Consider the following 15,443-nt stretch of genomic DNA (forward strand, 5'->3'; position numbering starts at 1 on the left):
CGAGCAAGCCCGCTCCCACAGAAGGGAGTTTCGTCGGCCAGATCCCAGGTTGACCGGCATCCGGACCATCCCAAGCCATGCCCCGTGCTAGCATGTCGCGCCTATTTGGAGGACCCATGGCCGAACACGATTTTCGCTACACCCTGATGAACCCGCAGCACACCCTGACCGAAGTCCGCGCCCTGGCGCCGGGCCGCTACCAGGTCACTGGCAATGGCGGTTCGATCCAGGCCAACGATGTACTGCTCGTCACGCTCAAGGGCAGCAAGGATTTGTCCATGCGCCTGACGGTGGACACCGTGCGGCACCTGCTCAAACCCATGGGTCAGTGGACCGCCATGACCACCGGCCCGGTGTTCGGCGAACTGGCGATCCATACCTGGCAGGTCAACTGCGACGCTTGCGCCAAGGCACTGAGCTTCGAGTTCGCCGTCGATGCCAAACTCGGCGTCAAGGCCGAGAAACCGGCCGCCAGCGCACGGATCGCCGAGCTGGGCTGGACCACTGCGGGTGAAAAACACCTGTGCCCGACATGCCAGGAAGCCGCCTGATGAAACGTTTGGCCCTGTCCGCGTCGATCGGCATGAGCCTGATGGGGTGTGCCGCGGAACCTGTGCAGTTGCAACACAACCGCAGCTATATCCTGGAATGGATCGGCGAGCGGCCATTGATGGACTACAGCCACCTGACCATCACCCTTGGTGATGACGGCCGGGCCTACGGCAACGGCGGCTGCAACCACTGGTTCGCGCCCTACACCCTGGAAGGCCATCGCTTGAGCTTCGGCAAGATCGGCAGCACCCGCAAGCTCTGCGCCCCGGCGCTGATGGAGCAGGAGGCGCGCTTCCTGCAGGCCCTGGAAAAGGTCGAACGCTGGGACATCTCGCCCATCGAGCAGATGCGCTTCTGGCCGGCCCAGGGCAAGCCGCTGCGGTGGTGGCTGGAAGAGGGCTGAGGCCTGAGCCCTCCAGACACACCTGGTTGGACCAGGGACATGGTTAACCCTGTGGCGAGGGAGCTTGCTCCCGCTGGGCTGCGAAGCGGCCCCCGGATGCACCTGTCACTTTGATGTTTCAGGCAGAATGCAGGGGCCTGCTGCGCAGTCCAACGGGAGCCAGCTCCCTCGCCACACACGAAGCCCTCAACCACAAGTGGGTTATTTGAACGCCTGCAACGCCTCAAGCTTGGCCATTACCCCCGCCGCCGTCTGCTCCCCCAGCAACTGTTCGCGCACCTTGCCCCGGTTATCGATGATGTAAGTCACCGGCAAGCCTTCACTGCGAGGCAGGTCGAAGATCTCGGCCGGATCCCGGGCCAGCACCGTGAAGCGAATCCCCATCTTGTCGCTGGCGCTCTTGAGTTCTTCGCCCTGCACCTGGTCGAAATTGACCCCGAATACACCGACGTTGCGGCCCTTGAGCTGTTCGGCCAAGGCATTGAATTCCGGGATTTCGGTGCGGCACGGCGCACACCATTCCGCCCAGTAGTTGAGCACCAGCCATTGTTTGTCCAGCCGCTGCGAGTCGATGGCCTGGCCGTTCTGGTCCACTCCGTAGTCGTTTCCGCAACCAGCAAGCAACAGGATGCCCATGAATGTCAGTGCCGCCATCAATCGCCTTGCCATGTGTCAATCCCTATCTGAGTGTGAACGCTGCTGCGACCCGTCGCCTCTCTAAGGTGCTAGGGACTTCGCGGCACAGTAGAATAGTCGCCACCTTACGCAAGATGCGACCCGCTCATGACCGATCTGACGCTTTATCACAACCCGCGCTGTTCGAAATCCCGCGGTGCGCTGGAACTGTTGGAGGCCCGCGGCCTGACACCCACCGTAGTCCGCTACCTGGAAACCCCGCTCGACGCCGCGCAACTGGAACGCCTGCTGGGCAAGCTCGGCATCACCGCCCGGCAATTGCTGCGCACCGGCGAGGATGAATACAAAGACCTGAACCTGGCCGACGAAAGCCTGAGCCAGGCCCAGTTGATCGCGGCCATCGCCGCCCACCCGAAACTCATGGAACGGCCGATTCTGGAAGCCGGTGAAAAGGCCGTGATCGGCCGTCCGCCGGAGAAGATTCTGGAGATCCTGCCGTGACCACGCCGTACATCCTGGTGCTGTATTACAGCCGCAGCGGCTCCACCAACGAAATGGCCCGGCAGATCGCCCGTGGTGTCGAACAGGCCGGGCTGGAAGCCAGGCTGCGTACGGTGCCGGCGATTTCCGCCGAGTGCGAAGCGGTTGCCCCGGACATCCCTGAGCAAGGCCCGCTCTACGCCAGCCTCGATGACCTGAAAAACTGCGCCGGCCTGGCCTTGGGCAGCCCGACTCGGTTCGGCAACATGGCTGCGCCGCTCAAGTACTTTCTCGACGGCACCAGCAACCTGTGGCTGACCGGCGCACTGGTAGGCAAACCGGCCGGGGTGTTCACCTCCACCGCGAGCCTGCACGGCGGCCAGGAAACCACCCTGCTGTCGATGATGCTGCCGCTGTTGCACCACGGCATGCTGATCACCGGCCTGCCCTACAGCGAATCGGCCCTGATCGACACCCAGGGCGGCGGCACGCCCTACGGTCCGAGCCATCATGCCGGGGCCGACGGTAAAAGCGGCTTGAACGAACATGAAGTCGCCCTGTGCCGCGCCTTGGGTTTGCGCCTGGCGAAAACCGCCCTGCTGCTGGAGAACGGCCGTGGCTAAGAAGCCGAAGATCCTGCCTTCCATCCATTGGCTCGAACCGCGCGTACGCCTGGCCCGCGTCCTCAGCCTGCTGTGCTTTTTCGGCCTGGTGGGGTTGCTCAGCGCCTACTACCTGCTGATCGCCGACCTGCACGGCGCGCGGCCCTGGGTGATTCTGCTGATCGAACTGGTGCCGCTGTTGATACTCGCGCCCGGCATGCTCAGCGGCAGCGCCCGTGGACACTCATGGATGTGCTTCGTGGTGAACCTGTACTTCATCAAAGGCGCACTGGCGGCCTATGACCCGAACCGTCAGCTGTTCGGCGTGCTGGAAATGGCGGCGAGCGTGGCGGTGTTCTGCTCGGCCTTACTGTATGTGCGCTGGCGGTTCCAGTTGAACCGGCGGTTGGCGGGGGAAGGCGAGATCTCCGTCGCCTGATACCGCTATCGCGAGCAAGCTCGCTCCCACAGGGTGCCATCGAGTCCCTGTGGGAGCGAGCTTGCTCGCGATGGCCGCAACGCGGTCTCAATGATTCACGGTATACGCCAGCATCATCGATATCTGGCTCATGGGCCTTCCCCCGCTCTCTTCATGCCACTGGTTGAAGGCATTCTGCACCGTCGCCAGGTCCCGCTGGCTGGTGGGGACTTTGTCGATGATGTCCTGGGCATTGAGCGCGGCCACCACGTCATAACTGGGCACGAAGGTGTCCTTGCCCATCATCCGCAAGAAGCGCGGCGCCGACAGGCCGCCCAGTTGATGGCCGCGTTTTTTCAGGTACGTCCACAGACCGACGATGTCGGTCACTGGCCAGTCGGCGACCAGTGCGGCGAAGCTGCCCTTTTCGTGGGCCACGTCCAATATCAGTTGCGCGTTGCGCGGTACGCTCTTGAGCTTGCCCAGATGGCGGATGATCCGCGCGTCCTGCATCAACCGCTCCAGGTGCTCGGCGCTCATCAGCACGACTTTCTCCGGATCGAACTTGAAGAACACCTCTTCGAACGCCGGCCACTTGGCGTCCACCAGGCTGTGCTTGAGCCCGGCGCGGAACACCCGCAGCGCCATGGCCGAAAGGTAGCGGTCGTCGCCGATCTTGCGCAGTTGCGCCGGGGTCTTGGGAACCGGCAGGTGGGCTTCCAGTTCAGCCGCCGAACCGAAGCGGTTCAGACAATACTCGTGCAGCCACTTGTAATCGCGCATGCCCTCTCCTGGGGTCGGAAATGAAAACGGCGCCAGTGGCCCTTATAGCCATTGGCGCCGTGAATAGAGCGGTTGGCGCCGTCAGAGGTTCACCACGTTGACGAACCGCGGCGTGGCGTTTTCATCGATGCGCAGGTTGGTGAAGTCGAACAGGTTGCGGTCCGCCAGTTGCGACGGAATGACGTTCTGCAATCCACGGAAAATGCTCTCGGTACGGCCCGGGGTCTTGCGTTCCCATTCCTGGAGCATCTCCTTGACCACCTGGCGTTGCAGGTTTTCCTGGGAGCCGCACAGGTTGCAGGGGATGATCGGGAACTGTTTGAAATCCGAATAGGCCTGGATGTCTTTCTCGCTGCAATAGGCCAGCGGGCGGATCACCACGTTGCGCCCGTCATCGGCCCGCAGCTTGGGCGGCATGGCCTTGAGTGAACCGTTGTAGAACATGTTCAGGAAGAAGGTCTCGACGATGTCGTCGCGATGGTGACCCAGGGCCATCTTGGTCGCACCGATCTCGTCGGCAAAGGTGTAGAGCGTTCCGCGCCGCAGGCGCGAGCACAGCGAACAGGTGGTCTTGCCTTCGGGAATCAGTTCCTTGACCACCGAATAGGTGTCTTTTTCGACGATGTGGTATTCCACGCCCAGCGACTCGAGGTAGGCCGGCAGCACATGCTCGGGGAACCCGGGCTGCTTCTGGTCCATGTTCACCGCGACGATGTCGAACTTGATCGGTGCAACCTTCTGCAAATGCATCAGCACATCGAGCAAGGTGTAGCTGTCCTTGCCGCCGGACAGGCAGACCATGACCTTGTCGCCGTCCTCGATCATGTTGAAATCGGCGACCGCCTCACCGGCCTGGCGGCGCAGGCGCTTTTGCAGTTTGTTCTGGTTGACCGTAAGAGTGCCCATGACGCGAAATCCGTGAGGTGTGACGAAAGGCCGGCATTTTACGCAAAAAACCTCCCGTATGGCACCGCCCCTCTGTGGCGAGGGAGCTTGCTCCCGCTGGGGTGCCAAGCAGCCCCTAAATCTGCGAGCGCTGCGCACTCGAGCGGGAGCAAGCTCCCTCGCCACAGATGAATTCTGCCAGCCAGAGCGGTGCACAGACTTATCAGCGATTAACGTTCCCTTCTACAGCGCGATTTGCTCTAAGCCCCCCATCCCCCTCGGGGTAACTCCTTTCTATACTGCGACATAAGGTCGCACACATATCCAGACCTTTACTTACTTGGCCGTTTGGCCCGTAGGCGCTCCGTTGGGGGGCGATGGCAATAACAAAGGAGTGACTGACTATGATCCATCATGTCGTGGGGCTCTTTACCCACCCTGATCAAGAATGGAAAGAAATCCGTGGCGATCAGGAGGAAAGCATCAGCCACATGTACCTCACCCACACGCTGATCCTGGCGGCCATTCCCGCGGTTTCGGCGTTCATCGGCACCACGCAGGTGGGATGGGTCATCGGCAATCGTCCACCGGTCATGCTCACCCAGGAAAGCGCGCTATGGATGACCATCATGTCGTACCTGGCCATGTTGGGAGGCGTGGCGGTAATGGGTGCCTTCATCCACTGGATGGCCCGCACCTACGATGCCAATCCGAGCCTGGCCCGTTGCGTCGCGTTCGCCACCTACACCGCGACACCTCTGTTCATCGGCGGCCTGGCGGCGCTCTACCCGCACATGTGGCTGGGGATGATCGTCGGCACGGCGGCAATCTGCTACACCGTCTATCTGTTGTATGTAGGCCTGCCAACGTTCATGAACATTCCCCAGGACGAAGGTTTTCTGTTTTCCAGTTCGGTGCTCGCGGTCGGCCTGGTGGTGCTGGTGGCCATCATGGCGTTCACGGTGATCGTCTGGGGGCTGGGCGTCGGCCCGGTCTATACCAATTGAAGTAGTGCCCTCCAATAAAAAAGCAGGATCTGCCAACACAGGCCGCCGCAAGGCGGCCTTCCTGTGTTTGAAACGACCACTGGGCGCCTGGGCGATTCGCAACGGTCGACGCTTGCGGCATACTCGGGCTTCTGGAGACCCGTAAAGCATGCTCGAGCAACTCAATACCCGCGTCGAAGAGTGTTACCAACAAGCCGAATCCTTTTTCAAACGTCCTTTCAAACGCCCGGTGGTCAGCTTCAAATTGCGTGGCCAGAAGGCCGGTGTCGCGCACCTGCATGAAAACCTGCTGCGCTTCAACCCACAGTTGTACCGGGAAAACGCCGAAGACTTCCTCAAGCAGACCGTCGCCCACGAAGTCGCGCACCTGATCGCCCACCAACTGTTTGGCGAACGCATCCAGCCCCATGGCGAAGAATGGCAACTGATCATGCGCGGCGTGTACGAACTGCCACCCAACCGTTGCCACACCTACGAAATCAAACGCCGCAGCGTGACCCGCTACATCTACAAGTGCCCTTGCGATGGCAGCGACTTCCCATTCTCGGCCCAGCGCCACAGTCTGGTACGCCAGGGCCGGCGGTATTTGTGCCGTAGCTGTCGCAATACCTTGGTGTTCAGTGGGGAAACGCGGGTGGAGTGATGCTCTTGTAGTGGCTGGGCTCGCGATGGCGGCCTTGTCGCTCTACAAAATCACCCCGCTCCTGCGCAATTCGGCAATCCGCTGCGCACTGAACCCCAACGCCCCCAACACCTGATCCGTATGCGCCCCCAGCCCCACGCCGATATGGCGAGGTTCAGGCAGCCCCTCCGAAAACCGCAACGGACAGGCCATTTGCGCCTGGCTCGAACCATCCCCCCGGGGCACCTGTTTCACCAGTTCCCGAGCCTGTAACTGCGGATGCCGGACAGCTTCCTCCAGGCTCAGCACCGGCTCGACGCAGGCATCGATCCCGGCAAACAGTTGGCAAAGCTCGGCAAAATCATGCTTTTCGAACTCGGTTTGCAGTGCCTGCTTCAGGGCGTGTTGCTGTTCAGGCTTGGGCGACAGTCCCTGGGTTGCCAGTTCCGGGCGCCCCAAAGCCTCGCACAGCGCCTGCATGAAGGCCGGCTCCAGGCTGCCTACCGACATCCAGCGACCATCGCGGGTACGGTAATAGTCGTAGAAGCTGCCGCCGTTGAGCATCTGGTTCTCCCAACCCGGCCCCACACCGCAAGCCAGGTAACCGGCACCGGCCATGGCGTTGAGGCTGAACGCGCAGTCAGTCATGCTCACGTCCAGATGCTGGCCCTGACCGGTCTGCTGGCGGGCGATGACCGCCGCCAACAGTCCGATCACCCCGTGCAATGAACCACCGGCGATATCCGCCGCCTGAATACCCAGCGGCAACGGCCCGCTATCGGCACGGCCGGTGTGGCTGGCCAGTCCCGCCAGGGCCAGGTAATTGATGTCGTGGCCGGCGCGATCCTTATAAGGGCCGGTCTGACCGTAGCCGGTGATCGACACGTAGATCAGCCGCGAATTGATGGCTTTCAAGGCTTCGTATCCCAGGCCCAGCCGCTCCATCACGCCGGGGCGGAACTGTTCCAGCAGGATGTCGTAGTCCCCCAGCAACTGCGTGATCACCTCCAACGCTTCCGGCCGCTTGAGGTCCAGGGCCAGGCTGCGCTTGTTGCGGTTGAGGTAGGCGTGGCTGGCCGATACGCCCTGGTCATGGGGCGGCAGTACCCGTAGCAAGTCCTGACGGGTCGGCGACTCGATGCGCAACACCTCGGCCCCCATGTCCGCCAGCAACAGCGAGGCGAACGGGCCAGGCAACAGGGTCGAGAAATCCAGAACCTTGAGCGATGCCAGTGGGCCTTGCATGAGTGATCTCCGAAGGGGGGATGGTTAGAGACTAGGCAGGGACTGGCGGTGGGGCAATTACCGCAGGTGCCAGCCTGGATGACCATTGCGCTCAGCGTGAGCGCTCTTATGGTGAGGGCGCTCGCACCCTCACCACAGAAGCCTCCTCGACTGAAGCGTTCTTCCAATAAAAAAACCCGCCGAAGCGGGTTTTTCATTGCAGCCTGAAGATTACTTCACAGTGCCTGGAGCAGAGGTCTCAGCCGCTGCAATCTGCGCCGCCGCGATCTGCTCGTCATCTTCACGAACGTCGGAGATACCGCGACCACCGGAAGCCAGCTCGGTCTGCAGCTGGTCTTCGTCCAGCTCCTTGACCCACTTGGCAACCACGATGGTGGCAACGGCGTTGCCCACCAGGTTGGTCAGGGCGCGAGCTTCGGACATGAAGCGGTCGATACCCAGGATCAGCGCCAGGCCGGCCACCGGCAGGTGACCTACGGCCGACAGGGTGGCCGCCAGTACGATGAAGCCGCTACCGGTCACGCCAGCAGCACCTTTGGACGACAACAACAGCACCAGCAGCAGGGTGATCTGGTGGGTCAGGTCCATCGGGGTATCGGTGGCCTGGGCAATGAACACCGCCGCCATGGTCAGGTAGATCGAAGTACCGTCGAGGTTGAACGAGTAGCCAGTCGGGATCACCAGGCCTACGACAGATTTCTTGGCACCCAGGCGCTCCATCTTGATCAGCATGCGCGGCAGGGCCGATTCCGAGGAGGAAGTACCCAGCACGATCAACAGTTCTTCACGGATGTAACGGATCAGCTTGATGACGCTGAAGCCGTGGGCGCGGCAGATGGCGCCCAACACCACCAGCACGAACACCACGCAAGTGATGTAGAAGCAGATCATCAACTGGCCCAGTTGCACCAGCGAACCGACACCGTAGGCACCGATGGTGAAGGCCATGGCACCGAATGCACCCAGTGGAGCCAGCTTCATGATCATGTTGATGATGATGAACATCACGTGGGCGAAGCGATCGATGAAGTCCAGCACCGGCTTGCCGTAGGCACCCAGGCGATGCAGGGCGAAGCCGAAGAGCACCGAGAACATCAGCACTTGCAGGATGTCGCCGTTGGCGAACGCGCCGACGATGGTGTTCGGGATCACGTTGAGGATGAAGGCGACGATGCTCTGGTCTTTACTGGCCGAGATGAAACCGGCGATCTTGCTGGTGTCCAGGGTCGATACGTCAATGTGCATGCCGGCGCCCGGTTGCACGACGTTGACCACCACCAGACCGATCAGCAGGGCAATGGTGGAAACGATTTCGAAGTACAGCAGCGCGTAGCCGCCGGTCTTGCCCACCGATTTCATGTTCTGCATGCCGCCGATACCACTGACGACGGTACAGAAGATGATGGGGGCGATGACCATTTTGATCAGTTTGATGAACCCGTCGCCGAATGGCTTGAGGGCAACACCGGTCTGCGGGTAGAAGTGGCCGAGCAAAATGCCGATGGCAATGGCTACGATCACCTGGAAATACAGGGATTTGTACAGTGGCTGACGAGTCGTCATGGCAAACCTTCCTCAAGAGTCCCGCATGACGACTTCCACCTGTCGTCCACGGCACCTCAATTGCGAACCCTCCTGCACTGGAGGGATTTGTTTTTTTCGGCTGCACGGGGCAGACCTACCCAACGCATCGCAAAGCGCGTGCCATTTTTGCGAAATGCCCTACACCCGGTATAGCAGACGGGCTTGCGGTTTCCATACGCGACTAAACGCGGCGTATAAGTGGCGGATTTCCGCCTGCGGACCATCCCGCGTTCCGGGATTTGGCGGATATCCGCCTTGTCCCGCCTCAAGCCCCTGTTACCATTCGCCCGCTTAACGGACGGATTTCTGCCATGCGCCAACGCACGATCGCCAGCCACTTCGCCCGCGCAGCCCTGGGCGGCGCACGTCGGCAAGGCTTCGATTATTTGCCTTTGCTGCAACAGCTGGGCATCAGCCCCGAGCTTTTGGATGAGCCGCGCGCACGAATTGCGCCGGAGCAGTTCGCCCACCTGTTACAAGCGTTGTGGCTGGCAATGGAGGACGAATACCTGGGATTCGGCCGGGCGGCGAGTAAACCCGGGACGTTTGCCATGATGTGTCACGCGTCGATCCACTGTCGGACCCTGGGCAAGGCCCTTCAGCGCGGCTTGTTGTTCTACAGCTTGTTCCCCGACGCCCCACGCCTGACGCTGGAAACCGAAGGCGAACGGGTGCGGCTGGTGCTGGACGACTCGACGTTGTGGGATCCCGATCACTTCCTGACTGAAAGCCTGCTGGTGGTCTGGCATCGCCTCGCCAGTTGGCTGATCGGCCAGCGGATAGGCCTGGAGCAGGTGACTTTCGGCTATGCCAAGCCTGCCCACGGGGCCGAATACGACTTATTGTTCCCCTACCCGCTGGTGTTCGACGCGCCCGCCAGCAGCCTGCTGTTCCACAGCCGCTACCTGGACATGCCGCTGTTGCAGGACGAGCGTACCCTCAAGCATTTCCTCGAACACTCCCCCGCCGACCTGCTGTCACGCCCGGACGATGGCCACAGCCTGAGCAGCCAACTGCGCCGCCTGCTCAGCCGCGACACGGCACACTGGCCCGACCTGGACACCGTCGCCGCTCACTTGCACATCAGCCCGCAAACCTTGCGCCGGCATCTGCGGGAGGAAGGCACCAGCTTCCAGGAACTCAAGGATCAGCTGCGGCGGGATATCGCCATCTACCACTTGGGGCGTGCGGATTTGTCGTTGCAGCAGATTGCCGAGCAGTTGGGTTTCTCCGAACCGTCGGCGTTTCACCGGGCGTTCAAGAAGTGGACGGGGCTGACGCCGGGGGCCTACAGGGAGTTGGAGAACTGAGTGGTGACACCCAACTTCTGTGGGGAGCCTGCCGGCCCCTGTGGCGAGGGAGCTTGCTCCCGCTGGGCTGCGAAGCGGCCCCAAGAACTTGCGAGCGCTGCGCACTCGAGCGGGAGCAAGCTCCCTCGCCACAGGGCGCCCCGCCGACACAGCGAAAAACTTCAGTCAAACCACCGGAAAATGAATCCGGAACGCCGCCCCGCCCAGCTCTGAATCCCCCAGGGTCAACCGGGCGCCGTAACTTTCGATGATGTCCTTGACCACCGCCAGGCCAATGCCCTGCCCCGGATGCTGACGGTCCAGCCGTTCGCCCCGTTGGAGGATCCGCGCACGTTGATCCGGCGGCACGCCCGGCCCATCGTCCTCGACGCTCAACTCCGTGCCGCCGAGGGTCTGGTGCACGCTGACGCGCACCTCGCCCAGGCACAGTCGATAGGCGTTCTCCAGCAGGTTGCCGAGCATCTCCAGCAAGGCGCCCTGTTCGATCGGCACCTGGCAGTGCTCCGGCAGATCGAAACTCACATTGACCCGCTTGTCGCGATAGACCTTGTCCAACGTGTCGCACAGACTTTGCAGCACCGGGTGCAAGCGCACCTGGTGGCGCACCAACCCGCTTTTGCGCAAGCTGGCGCGCTGCAACTGGTAGCCGATCTGCTGGCTCATGCGTTCGATCTGGGTTTGCAGCACCCAGGCCTGGCCACGGTCCTCGGGGCGCCGGGCCATGTCCTCGCTGACGCCTTGCAACACCGCCAGCGGGGTTTTCAGGCTGTGGGCCAGGTCATCGAGGGAATCACGGTAACGGCTGCGCTGCTCCCGCTCGCTGTGGAGCAAGCGATTGAGGGAACCGGTCAGGCGCAACAGTTCCCGGGGGTGCTCGGTACTGAGGCTTTCCCGGGCGCCGCTTTCGATTTCGTCCAGCTCCTGGCTCAGGCGCCGCAACGCACGCAGGCCCCAGGTCAGGCCGATCCACAACAGCGCCAGCAACACCGCCAGCGCCGCGCCAAAACCCAGGTAGAGATTGTCCCGCAGCCCCTGCAAGGTCACTTCGTAGTCGCGTACCGGTTGTAAGGTAACGATACTGAAGGCCGCGTTCTGGCCGCCGAGCAACTTGATCTCGACGTCATAGACAAAAAACTCCTGGCCGTCGTTTTCGCGAATGCGGGCGAACTGGTTGCCCTGGCCGTCATAGCGCGGCGTGTAATTGATGTTTTCTTCCTGGGTGGCCTTCGACCGCCAGACCAACCGCCCCTCACGATCATAGATGTCCCCCAGCAGGCGGGCATCGGCGAGGTTGAAGCGCTCATCGGGCAACTGCGTCGGCATCTTCAAGCGGTTGTTTTCCACCCGGGCGGCGGAAATCAGCGTGGTCACGTCCGAGGCCAGGCGTTGCTCGAGGGATTCCTGCAACGCCAGGCTGAAGGCGCCTTGCATGGCCGGCAACAAGGCCAGCATGAATAGCACCGCCAGGGTCATCGCGGCCAGCATCAGCCGCAGCCGAAGCGAACGAATCACTGGCAGCGCTCGTTGAACAGGTAACCCAACCCGCGCACGGTGTCGATGGGCTTGAAGCCGGCGGGGGCTTCCAGTTTGCGGCGCAGGCGCCCTATCAGCACTTCGATGACATTGGGATCGCGCTCGTCATCATCGGGATAAAGCTGCTCCATCAAGCGGTCCTTGGCCACCACCTGCTGGTGATGGCGCATCAAGTATTCGAGGATGCGGTATTCGTAGGCGGTCAGCGCCAGCGGCTCGTCATCGAGAACGGCCTGCTTGCGATTGAGGTCCAGCAGCAACGGCCCGGCGACGATGGTCGATTGGGTAAAGCCGCTGGAGCGCCGCAACAAGGCGTTCAACCGGGCCTCCAGTTCTTCGAACTGGAACGGCTTGACCACATAGTCGTCGGCACCGGCGGCCAGGCCCTCGACCTTGTCCTGCCAGTTGCCACGGGCGGTCAGGATCAGGATCGGAAACGTCTTATCCTGCGAGCGCAGCCGGCGGATCAGTTCCAGGCCGCTGATGCCCGGCAAACCCAGGTCGATCACCGCCAGGTCATGGTTGAATTCGCGAACCTGATACAAGGCTTCTTCGGCATTGGCCACGGCCTGCACCACATGGCCGCTGTCAGTGAGACGGGTTTGCAGGTGATGACGCAACAGCGCTTCGTCTTCGACGACCAGTAATTTCATGGAGCCTCTCCCCAGGCAAATCAAACAATCGCGCGCGGCGCACCTCAACGAAAGGCGCCGGATCGTCTTCGACCGATCCGGCTGGATACACTCACCCTGGCCCGCTTAGAACGTGTAGTTGGCGGACAGGTAGGTCTGGGCGCTGCTGGTCAGGTCCAGCGAACCGACCTTGCCACCACCGTGCGGGCTCATCTCGGTGCTGGCGTTGCTGCGCAGGTAACGGTAACCCAGTTCAACCGAGGTGTTTTGCGAAATTTGTTGCAGCACACCGCCCTGCAGGCCTACCGCGTAGCCGATGTCGCTGTCGCGGCTGAAACCGGGAGAATCCTGGGTCAGCTTGGTCAGGCCCGCCGTGCCGCCACCGAACAGTTTGGTCGTGCTGGTGACCGGAAGGAACACATCGTAGCTGCCCAGCAGGTTTTCCTGGCGCAGCTTGATGCCGTTGTGGGTGCCCGAGACGTTGTCGTACGTGGCGTAGTAGCGGCCCTGGTCGTTCTGCTTGCCCAGGCGCAGGCCATACGTGGTGTCCTTGCCGATGATGCCGTCGGCGTTCGGGTGGTTCAGGTTGGCATCCAGGGCGTCGGATTTCTTGACCTTGTCGCTGGTCTGACCGAGGGTCAGGCTGGCGAAGTTGTCATCGGCGTGGACCAAGGCGCTGGCGCCCAGCACGGTGAAAGCCAGCAACAGTTTTTTCATCTGGGTCATGGTCGAGCTCCTTTGAAGCATGGGTGGTGTGTGAAGTCGCTGTCACGTTAACCAGCGCTGCCTGAACACCCCTTGAACGTTCTCTGAACCTGCGCTGAATGAATCGGCTAATCTGTGCGGACTACTTTCATAAGGAGATCCGTCATGCGCAGGCTGCTTGCTGTTGTACTTCTGGCCATGAGCGGCGTGAGCCACGCCGCCATCCAGACCCAGGAGCTCCCCTACACCAGCGCCGATGGCACCCAGCTGATCGGTTACTACGCTTATGACGACGCCGTCAAAGGCCCGCGCCCGGGTGTGGTGGTGGTTCACGAATGGTGGGGGCTGAACGATTACGCCAAGCGCCGCGCCCGTGACCTCGCGGGCTTGGGCTACAGCGCCCTGGCCATCGACATGTACGGCGACGGCAAGAACACCGAGCACCCCAAGGACGCCCTGGCCTTCATGCAGGCGGCACTCAAGGACGGCAAAGCCGCCAGCGCACGCTTCCAGGCAGGGTTGGACCTGCTGAAAAAACAACCCCAGACCGATCCGGACAAACTGGCCGCCATCGGCTACTGCTTCGGCGGCAAGGTGGTGCTCGATGCGGCGCGCCAGGGTGTACCGCTGGCCGGCGTGGTGAGCTTCCACGGTGCGCTGGTGACCAACACCCCGGCCACCCCGGGCAGCGTCAAGGCCAAGGTACTGGTCGAGCATGGCGCCTTGGACAGCATGGTCACCCAGGACAACGTCACCGCGTTCAAGAGCGAGATGGACAAGGCCGGCGCCGACTATAAATTCGTCAGCCTCGAAGGCGCCAAACACGGCTTCAGCAACCCAGACGCCGACCGTTTGAGCCACGGCGAACATGGCGGGCCGGACATTGGCTATAACAAGGAAGCCGACGAGAAGTCGTGGGCGGACATGCAGAAGTTCTTCAAGAAAATTTTTGACTGACGCCTTGTAAGAGATTTCTTGTGCACACCTGTAGGAGCTGACGAGTGCAACGAGGCTGCGATCTTTCCCTTGCCAATTGAGTCAAGAGCGAAAGATCAAGATCAAAAGATCGCAGCCTTCGGCAGCTCCTACAGGTCGGCCCCGGCAGGGAAAATTCCATCGCCACTACCCAGCCCCAAGCCAACCCGGCAAAATGCCGGGCATGAACGCACTCCCCGACCTGCCCGCCTGCTGTACGCCTCTGGATGATCAATGGCTGTTGCCCGAAGCCCTGTCCGATACAGTGCTGTTGAGCACCTGCTTTGATCCACTGCTGCTGACCGGCAATGACTTTCCCGACAGCGCCATCGAACCACCGGCGAGCATCCAGCGCTCGGTGGCCAAGCGTCAGGCAGAATTCCTGGCCGGGCGGATCTGCGCCCGGGCGGCATTACAGCGGCTCGACGGCCGGGCCTGCGTGCCGGCCATCGGCGAAGACCGCGCCCCGGTGTGGCCGGCCCATATCAGCGGCTCGATCACCCACAGCACAGGCCGGGCAGCGGCCATCGTCGCGAAAAAAGACCACTGGCAAGGCTTGGGCATGGACGTGGAAAACCTGCTCGACCCCGAGCGCGCCGAGCGCCTGGCCGGTGAAATCCTCACCTCGCCAGAATTGCAGCGCATGACCCGGCTCACGCGCGATGACCAGGCCTTGCTGGTGACCCTGACCTTTTCAGTGAAGGAAAGCTTGTTCAAGGCGCTGTACCCCATCGTCAGGCAGCGTTTTTATTTCGAGCATGCCGAGGTGCTGGACTGGACACACGACGGGCAGGTGCGGCTGCGCTTGCTGACGGACCTGTCGACCGAATGGCGCCATGGCAGTGAGCTGCAGGCACAGTTTGGGGTGAAGGATGGGCAGTTGTTGAGCCTGGTGGGGATCCGGGCCTGAGGTTTTTAGTGTCTGGGAGGTGCCTCATCGCGAGCAAGCTCGCTCCCACAGGTTGAACGCATGCCCATGTGGGAGATTCTATGTTGCAGGGGAACCCTGCACCGTTAAATTTGGCCGGTATTCGCTCTGTTTTTTCATCAGAGCGAATGCCACTCGGCACA

At 61.8% G+C, this 15,443-nt stretch carries 18 protein-coding genes; 10 read left to right on the plus strand and 8 right to left on the minus strand.

The window, feature by feature from the left end; genetic code table 11:
• Nucleotides 1–116: 116 nt before the first annotated feature.
• Nucleotides 117–551, plus strand: coding sequence for a hypothetical protein (locus BT125_RS26230; RefSeq protein ID WP_072411831.1), 435 nt, complete (start codon nucleotides 117–119; stop codon nucleotides 549–551).
• Nucleotides 551–955 (plus strand): META domain-containing protein, encoded by a 405-nt coding sequence (locus BT125_RS26235; protein WP_072411833.1) that lies wholly within the window; start codon nucleotides 551–553, stop codon nucleotides 953–955. Before BT125_RS26230 ends, BT125_RS26235 begins: the two co-directional genes overlap by 1 nt.
• 201 nt (nucleotides 956–1,156) lie before the next feature.
• Here the strand turns inward: BT125_RS26235 and BT125_RS26240 are convergent, their stop codons facing one another.
• A complete protein-coding gene (locus tag BT125_RS26240; RefSeq protein WP_072411835.1) occupies nucleotides 1,157–1,624 on the minus strand; it encodes a TlpA disulfide reductase family protein in 468 nt (155 codons plus the stop codon).
• A gap of 114 nt (nucleotides 1,625–1,738) precedes the next feature.
• Between BT125_RS26240 and arsC the strand changes: the two genes are divergently transcribed.
• The 3 genes from arsC to BT125_RS26255 are packed head-to-tail and all read left to right on the plus strand — an operon-like array spanning nucleotide 1,739 to nucleotide 3,112.
• Entirely contained in the window at nucleotides 1,739–2,092 is a 354-nt protein-coding gene (gene arsC, locus BT125_RS26245) for an arsenate reductase (glutaredoxin) (RefSeq protein ID WP_072411837.1), read from the plus strand.
• Nucleotides 2,089–2,694 (plus strand): NAD(P)H:quinone oxidoreductase, encoded by a 606-nt coding sequence (gene wrbA / locus BT125_RS26250; protein WP_072411839.1) that lies wholly within the window; start codon nucleotides 2,089–2,091, stop codon nucleotides 2,692–2,694. Before arsC ends, wrbA begins: the two co-directional genes overlap by 4 nt.
• Nucleotides 2,687–3,112, plus strand: coding sequence for a DUF2069 domain-containing protein (locus BT125_RS26255; protein ID WP_072411841.1), 426 nt, complete (start codon nucleotides 2,687–2,689; stop codon nucleotides 3,110–3,112). The genes wrbA and BT125_RS26255 overlap by 8 nt, the downstream gene beginning before the upstream one ends.
• Nucleotides 3,113–3,199: 87 nt before the next feature.
• Here BT125_RS26255 and BT125_RS26260 read toward each other — a convergent pair whose 3' ends face one another.
• Nucleotides 3,200–3,874, minus strand: a complete 675-nt coding sequence (locus tag BT125_RS26260; protein ID WP_072411843.1) for a DNA-3-methyladenine glycosylase I — start codon at nucleotides 3,872–3,874, stop codon at nucleotides 3,200–3,202.
• Nucleotides 3,875–3,955: 81 nt separating this feature from the next.
• Nucleotides 3,956–4,780, minus strand: a complete 825-nt coding sequence (ttcA, locus tag BT125_RS26265) for a tRNA 2-thiocytidine(32) synthetase TtcA (protein ID WP_003204698.1) — start codon at nucleotides 4,778–4,780, stop codon at nucleotides 3,956–3,958.
• A 383-nt stretch (nucleotides 4,781–5,163) separates the two neighbouring features.
• On the opposite strand from ttcA, the gene BT125_RS26270 reads away from it, so the two are divergent.
• Together BT125_RS26270 and BT125_RS26275 are read left to right on the plus strand one after the other, a co-directional pair.
• Nucleotides 5,164–5,766 carry a Yip1 family protein gene (locus tag BT125_RS26270; protein ID WP_039591896.1) on the plus strand — a complete coding sequence of 201 codons (603 nt, stop codon included), beginning with the start codon at nucleotides 5,164–5,166 and terminating at the stop codon, nucleotides 5,764–5,766.
• A 148-nt stretch (nucleotides 5,767–5,914) separates the two neighbouring features.
• Nucleotides 5,915–6,409, plus strand: a complete 495-nt coding sequence (locus tag BT125_RS26275; RefSeq protein WP_003204703.1) for a SprT family zinc-dependent metalloprotease — start codon at nucleotides 5,915–5,917, stop codon at nucleotides 6,407–6,409.
• 42 nt (nucleotides 6,410–6,451) lie between these two features.
• Here BT125_RS26275 and BT125_RS26280 read toward each other — a convergent pair whose 3' ends face one another.
• Together BT125_RS26280 and BT125_RS26285 are read right to left on the minus strand one after the other, a co-directional pair.
• Nucleotides 6,452–7,633, minus strand: coding sequence for a CaiB/BaiF CoA transferase family protein (locus BT125_RS26280; protein WP_072411845.1), 1,182 nt, complete (start codon nucleotides 7,631–7,633; stop codon nucleotides 6,452–6,454).
• A 210-nt stretch (nucleotides 7,634–7,843) separates the two neighbouring features.
• The gene (locus BT125_RS26285) at nucleotides 7,844–9,196 is read right to left on the minus strand and encodes a dicarboxylate/amino acid:cation symporter (RefSeq protein ID WP_072411847.1); all 1,353 of its coding nucleotides are present in this window, start codon (nucleotides 9,194–9,196) and stop codon (nucleotides 7,844–7,846) included.
• Between the two features lie 332 nt (nucleotides 9,197–9,528).
• Between BT125_RS26285 and BT125_RS26290 the strand changes: the two genes are divergently transcribed.
• The gene (locus tag BT125_RS26290; RefSeq protein WP_072411849.1) at nucleotides 9,529–10,527 is read left to right on the plus strand and encodes an AraC family transcriptional regulator; all 999 of its coding nucleotides are present in this window, start codon (nucleotides 9,529–9,531) and stop codon (nucleotides 10,525–10,527) included.
• Nucleotides 10,528–10,692: 165 nt separating this feature from the next.
• Here BT125_RS26290 and BT125_RS26295 read toward each other — a convergent pair whose 3' ends face one another.
• The 3 genes from BT125_RS26295 to BT125_RS26305 all read right to left on the minus strand — a co-directional run bounded on the left by BT125_RS26295 (nucleotide 10,693) and on the right by BT125_RS26305 (nucleotide 13,418).
• On the minus strand, nucleotides 10,693–12,039 hold the full coding sequence (locus BT125_RS26295) for an ATP-binding protein (protein ID WP_072411851.1): 1,347 nt from the start codon (nucleotides 12,037–12,039) through the stop codon (nucleotides 10,693–10,695).
• Entirely contained in the window at nucleotides 12,036–12,713 is a 678-nt protein-coding gene (locus BT125_RS26300; protein WP_072411853.1) for a response regulator, read from the minus strand. Before BT125_RS26300 ends, BT125_RS26295 begins: the two co-directional genes overlap by 4 nt.
• 105 nt (nucleotides 12,714–12,818) lie before the next feature.
• Entirely contained in the window at nucleotides 12,819–13,418 is a 600-nt protein-coding gene (locus BT125_RS26305) for a hypothetical protein (protein ID WP_072411856.1), read from the minus strand.
• Nucleotides 13,419–13,562: 144 nt separating this feature from the next.
• On the opposite strand from BT125_RS26305, the gene BT125_RS26310 reads away from it, so the two are divergent.
• Complete coding sequence (locus BT125_RS26310; RefSeq protein ID WP_072411858.1) at nucleotides 13,563–14,354, plus strand: dienelactone hydrolase family protein; 792 nt, start codon at nucleotides 13,563–13,565, stop codon at nucleotides 14,352–14,354.
• 202 nt (nucleotides 14,355–14,556) lie between these two features.
• Nucleotides 14,557–15,282 carry a 4'-phosphopantetheinyl transferase family protein gene (locus tag BT125_RS26315; protein ID WP_072411860.1) on the plus strand — a complete coding sequence of 242 codons (726 nt, stop codon included), beginning with the start codon at nucleotides 14,557–14,559 and terminating at the stop codon, nucleotides 15,280–15,282.
• Nucleotides 15,283–15,443 lie beyond the last annotated feature (161 nt).

Source organism: Pseudomonas sp. NFACC04-2, assembly GCF_900119265.1.
Classification (GTDB): Bacteria; Pseudomonadota; Gammaproteobacteria; order Pseudomonadales; family Pseudomonadaceae; genus Aquipseudomonas; species Aquipseudomonas fluorescens_AA.

Bases quoted from the DNA above. Each gene is read 5' to 3' on its own strand.
- BT125_RS26230 (WP_072411831.1), top strand. From the start codon at position 117: ATGGCCGAACACGATTTTCGCTACACCCTGATGAACCCGCAGCACACC.
- BT125_RS26235 (WP_072411833.1), top strand. From the start codon at position 551: ATGAAACGTTTGGCCCTGTCCGCGTCGATCGGCATGAGCCTGATGGGG.
- BT125_RS26240 (WP_072411835.1), bottom strand. From the start codon at position 1,624: ATGGCAAGGCGATTGATGGCGGCACTGACATTCATGGGCATCCTGTTG.
- arsC (WP_072411837.1), top strand. From the start codon at position 1,739: ATGACCGATCTGACGCTTTATCACAACCCGCGCTGTTCGAAATCCCGC.
- BT125_RS26260 (WP_072411843.1), bottom strand. From the start codon at position 3,874: ATGCGCGATTACAAGTGGCTGCACGAGTATTGTCTGAACCGCTTCGGT.
- ttcA (WP_003204698.1), bottom strand. From the start codon at position 4,780: ATGGGCACTCTTACGGTCAACCAGAACAAACTGCAAAAGCGCCTGCGC.
- BT125_RS26270 (WP_039591896.1), top strand. From the start codon at position 5,164: ATGATCCATCATGTCGTGGGGCTCTTTACCCACCCTGATCAAGAATGG.
- BT125_RS26275 (WP_003204703.1), top strand. From the start codon at position 5,915: ATGCTCGAGCAACTCAATACCCGCGTCGAAGAGTGTTACCAACAAGCC.
- BT125_RS26280 (WP_072411845.1), bottom strand. From the start codon at position 7,633: ATGCAAGGCCCACTGGCATCGCTCAAGGTTCTGGATTTCTCGACCCTG.
- BT125_RS26285 (WP_072411847.1), bottom strand. From the start codon at position 9,196: ATGACGACTCGTCAGCCACTGTACAAATCCCTGTATTTCCAGGTGATC.
- BT125_RS26290 (WP_072411849.1), top strand. From the start codon at position 9,529: ATGCGCCAACGCACGATCGCCAGCCACTTCGCCCGCGCAGCCCTGGGC.
- BT125_RS26300 (WP_072411853.1), bottom strand. From the start codon at position 12,713: ATGAAATTACTGGTCGTCGAAGACGAAGCGCTGTTGCGTCATCACCTG.
- BT125_RS26305 (WP_072411856.1), bottom strand. From the start codon at position 13,418: ATGACCCAGATGAAAAAACTGTTGCTGGCTTTCACCGTGCTGGGCGCC.
- BT125_RS26310 (WP_072411858.1), top strand. From the start codon at position 13,563: ATGCGCAGGCTGCTTGCTGTTGTACTTCTGGCCATGAGCGGCGTGAGC.
- BT125_RS26315 (WP_072411860.1), top strand. From the start codon at position 14,557: ATGAACGCACTCCCCGACCTGCCCGCCTGCTGTACGCCTCTGGATGAT.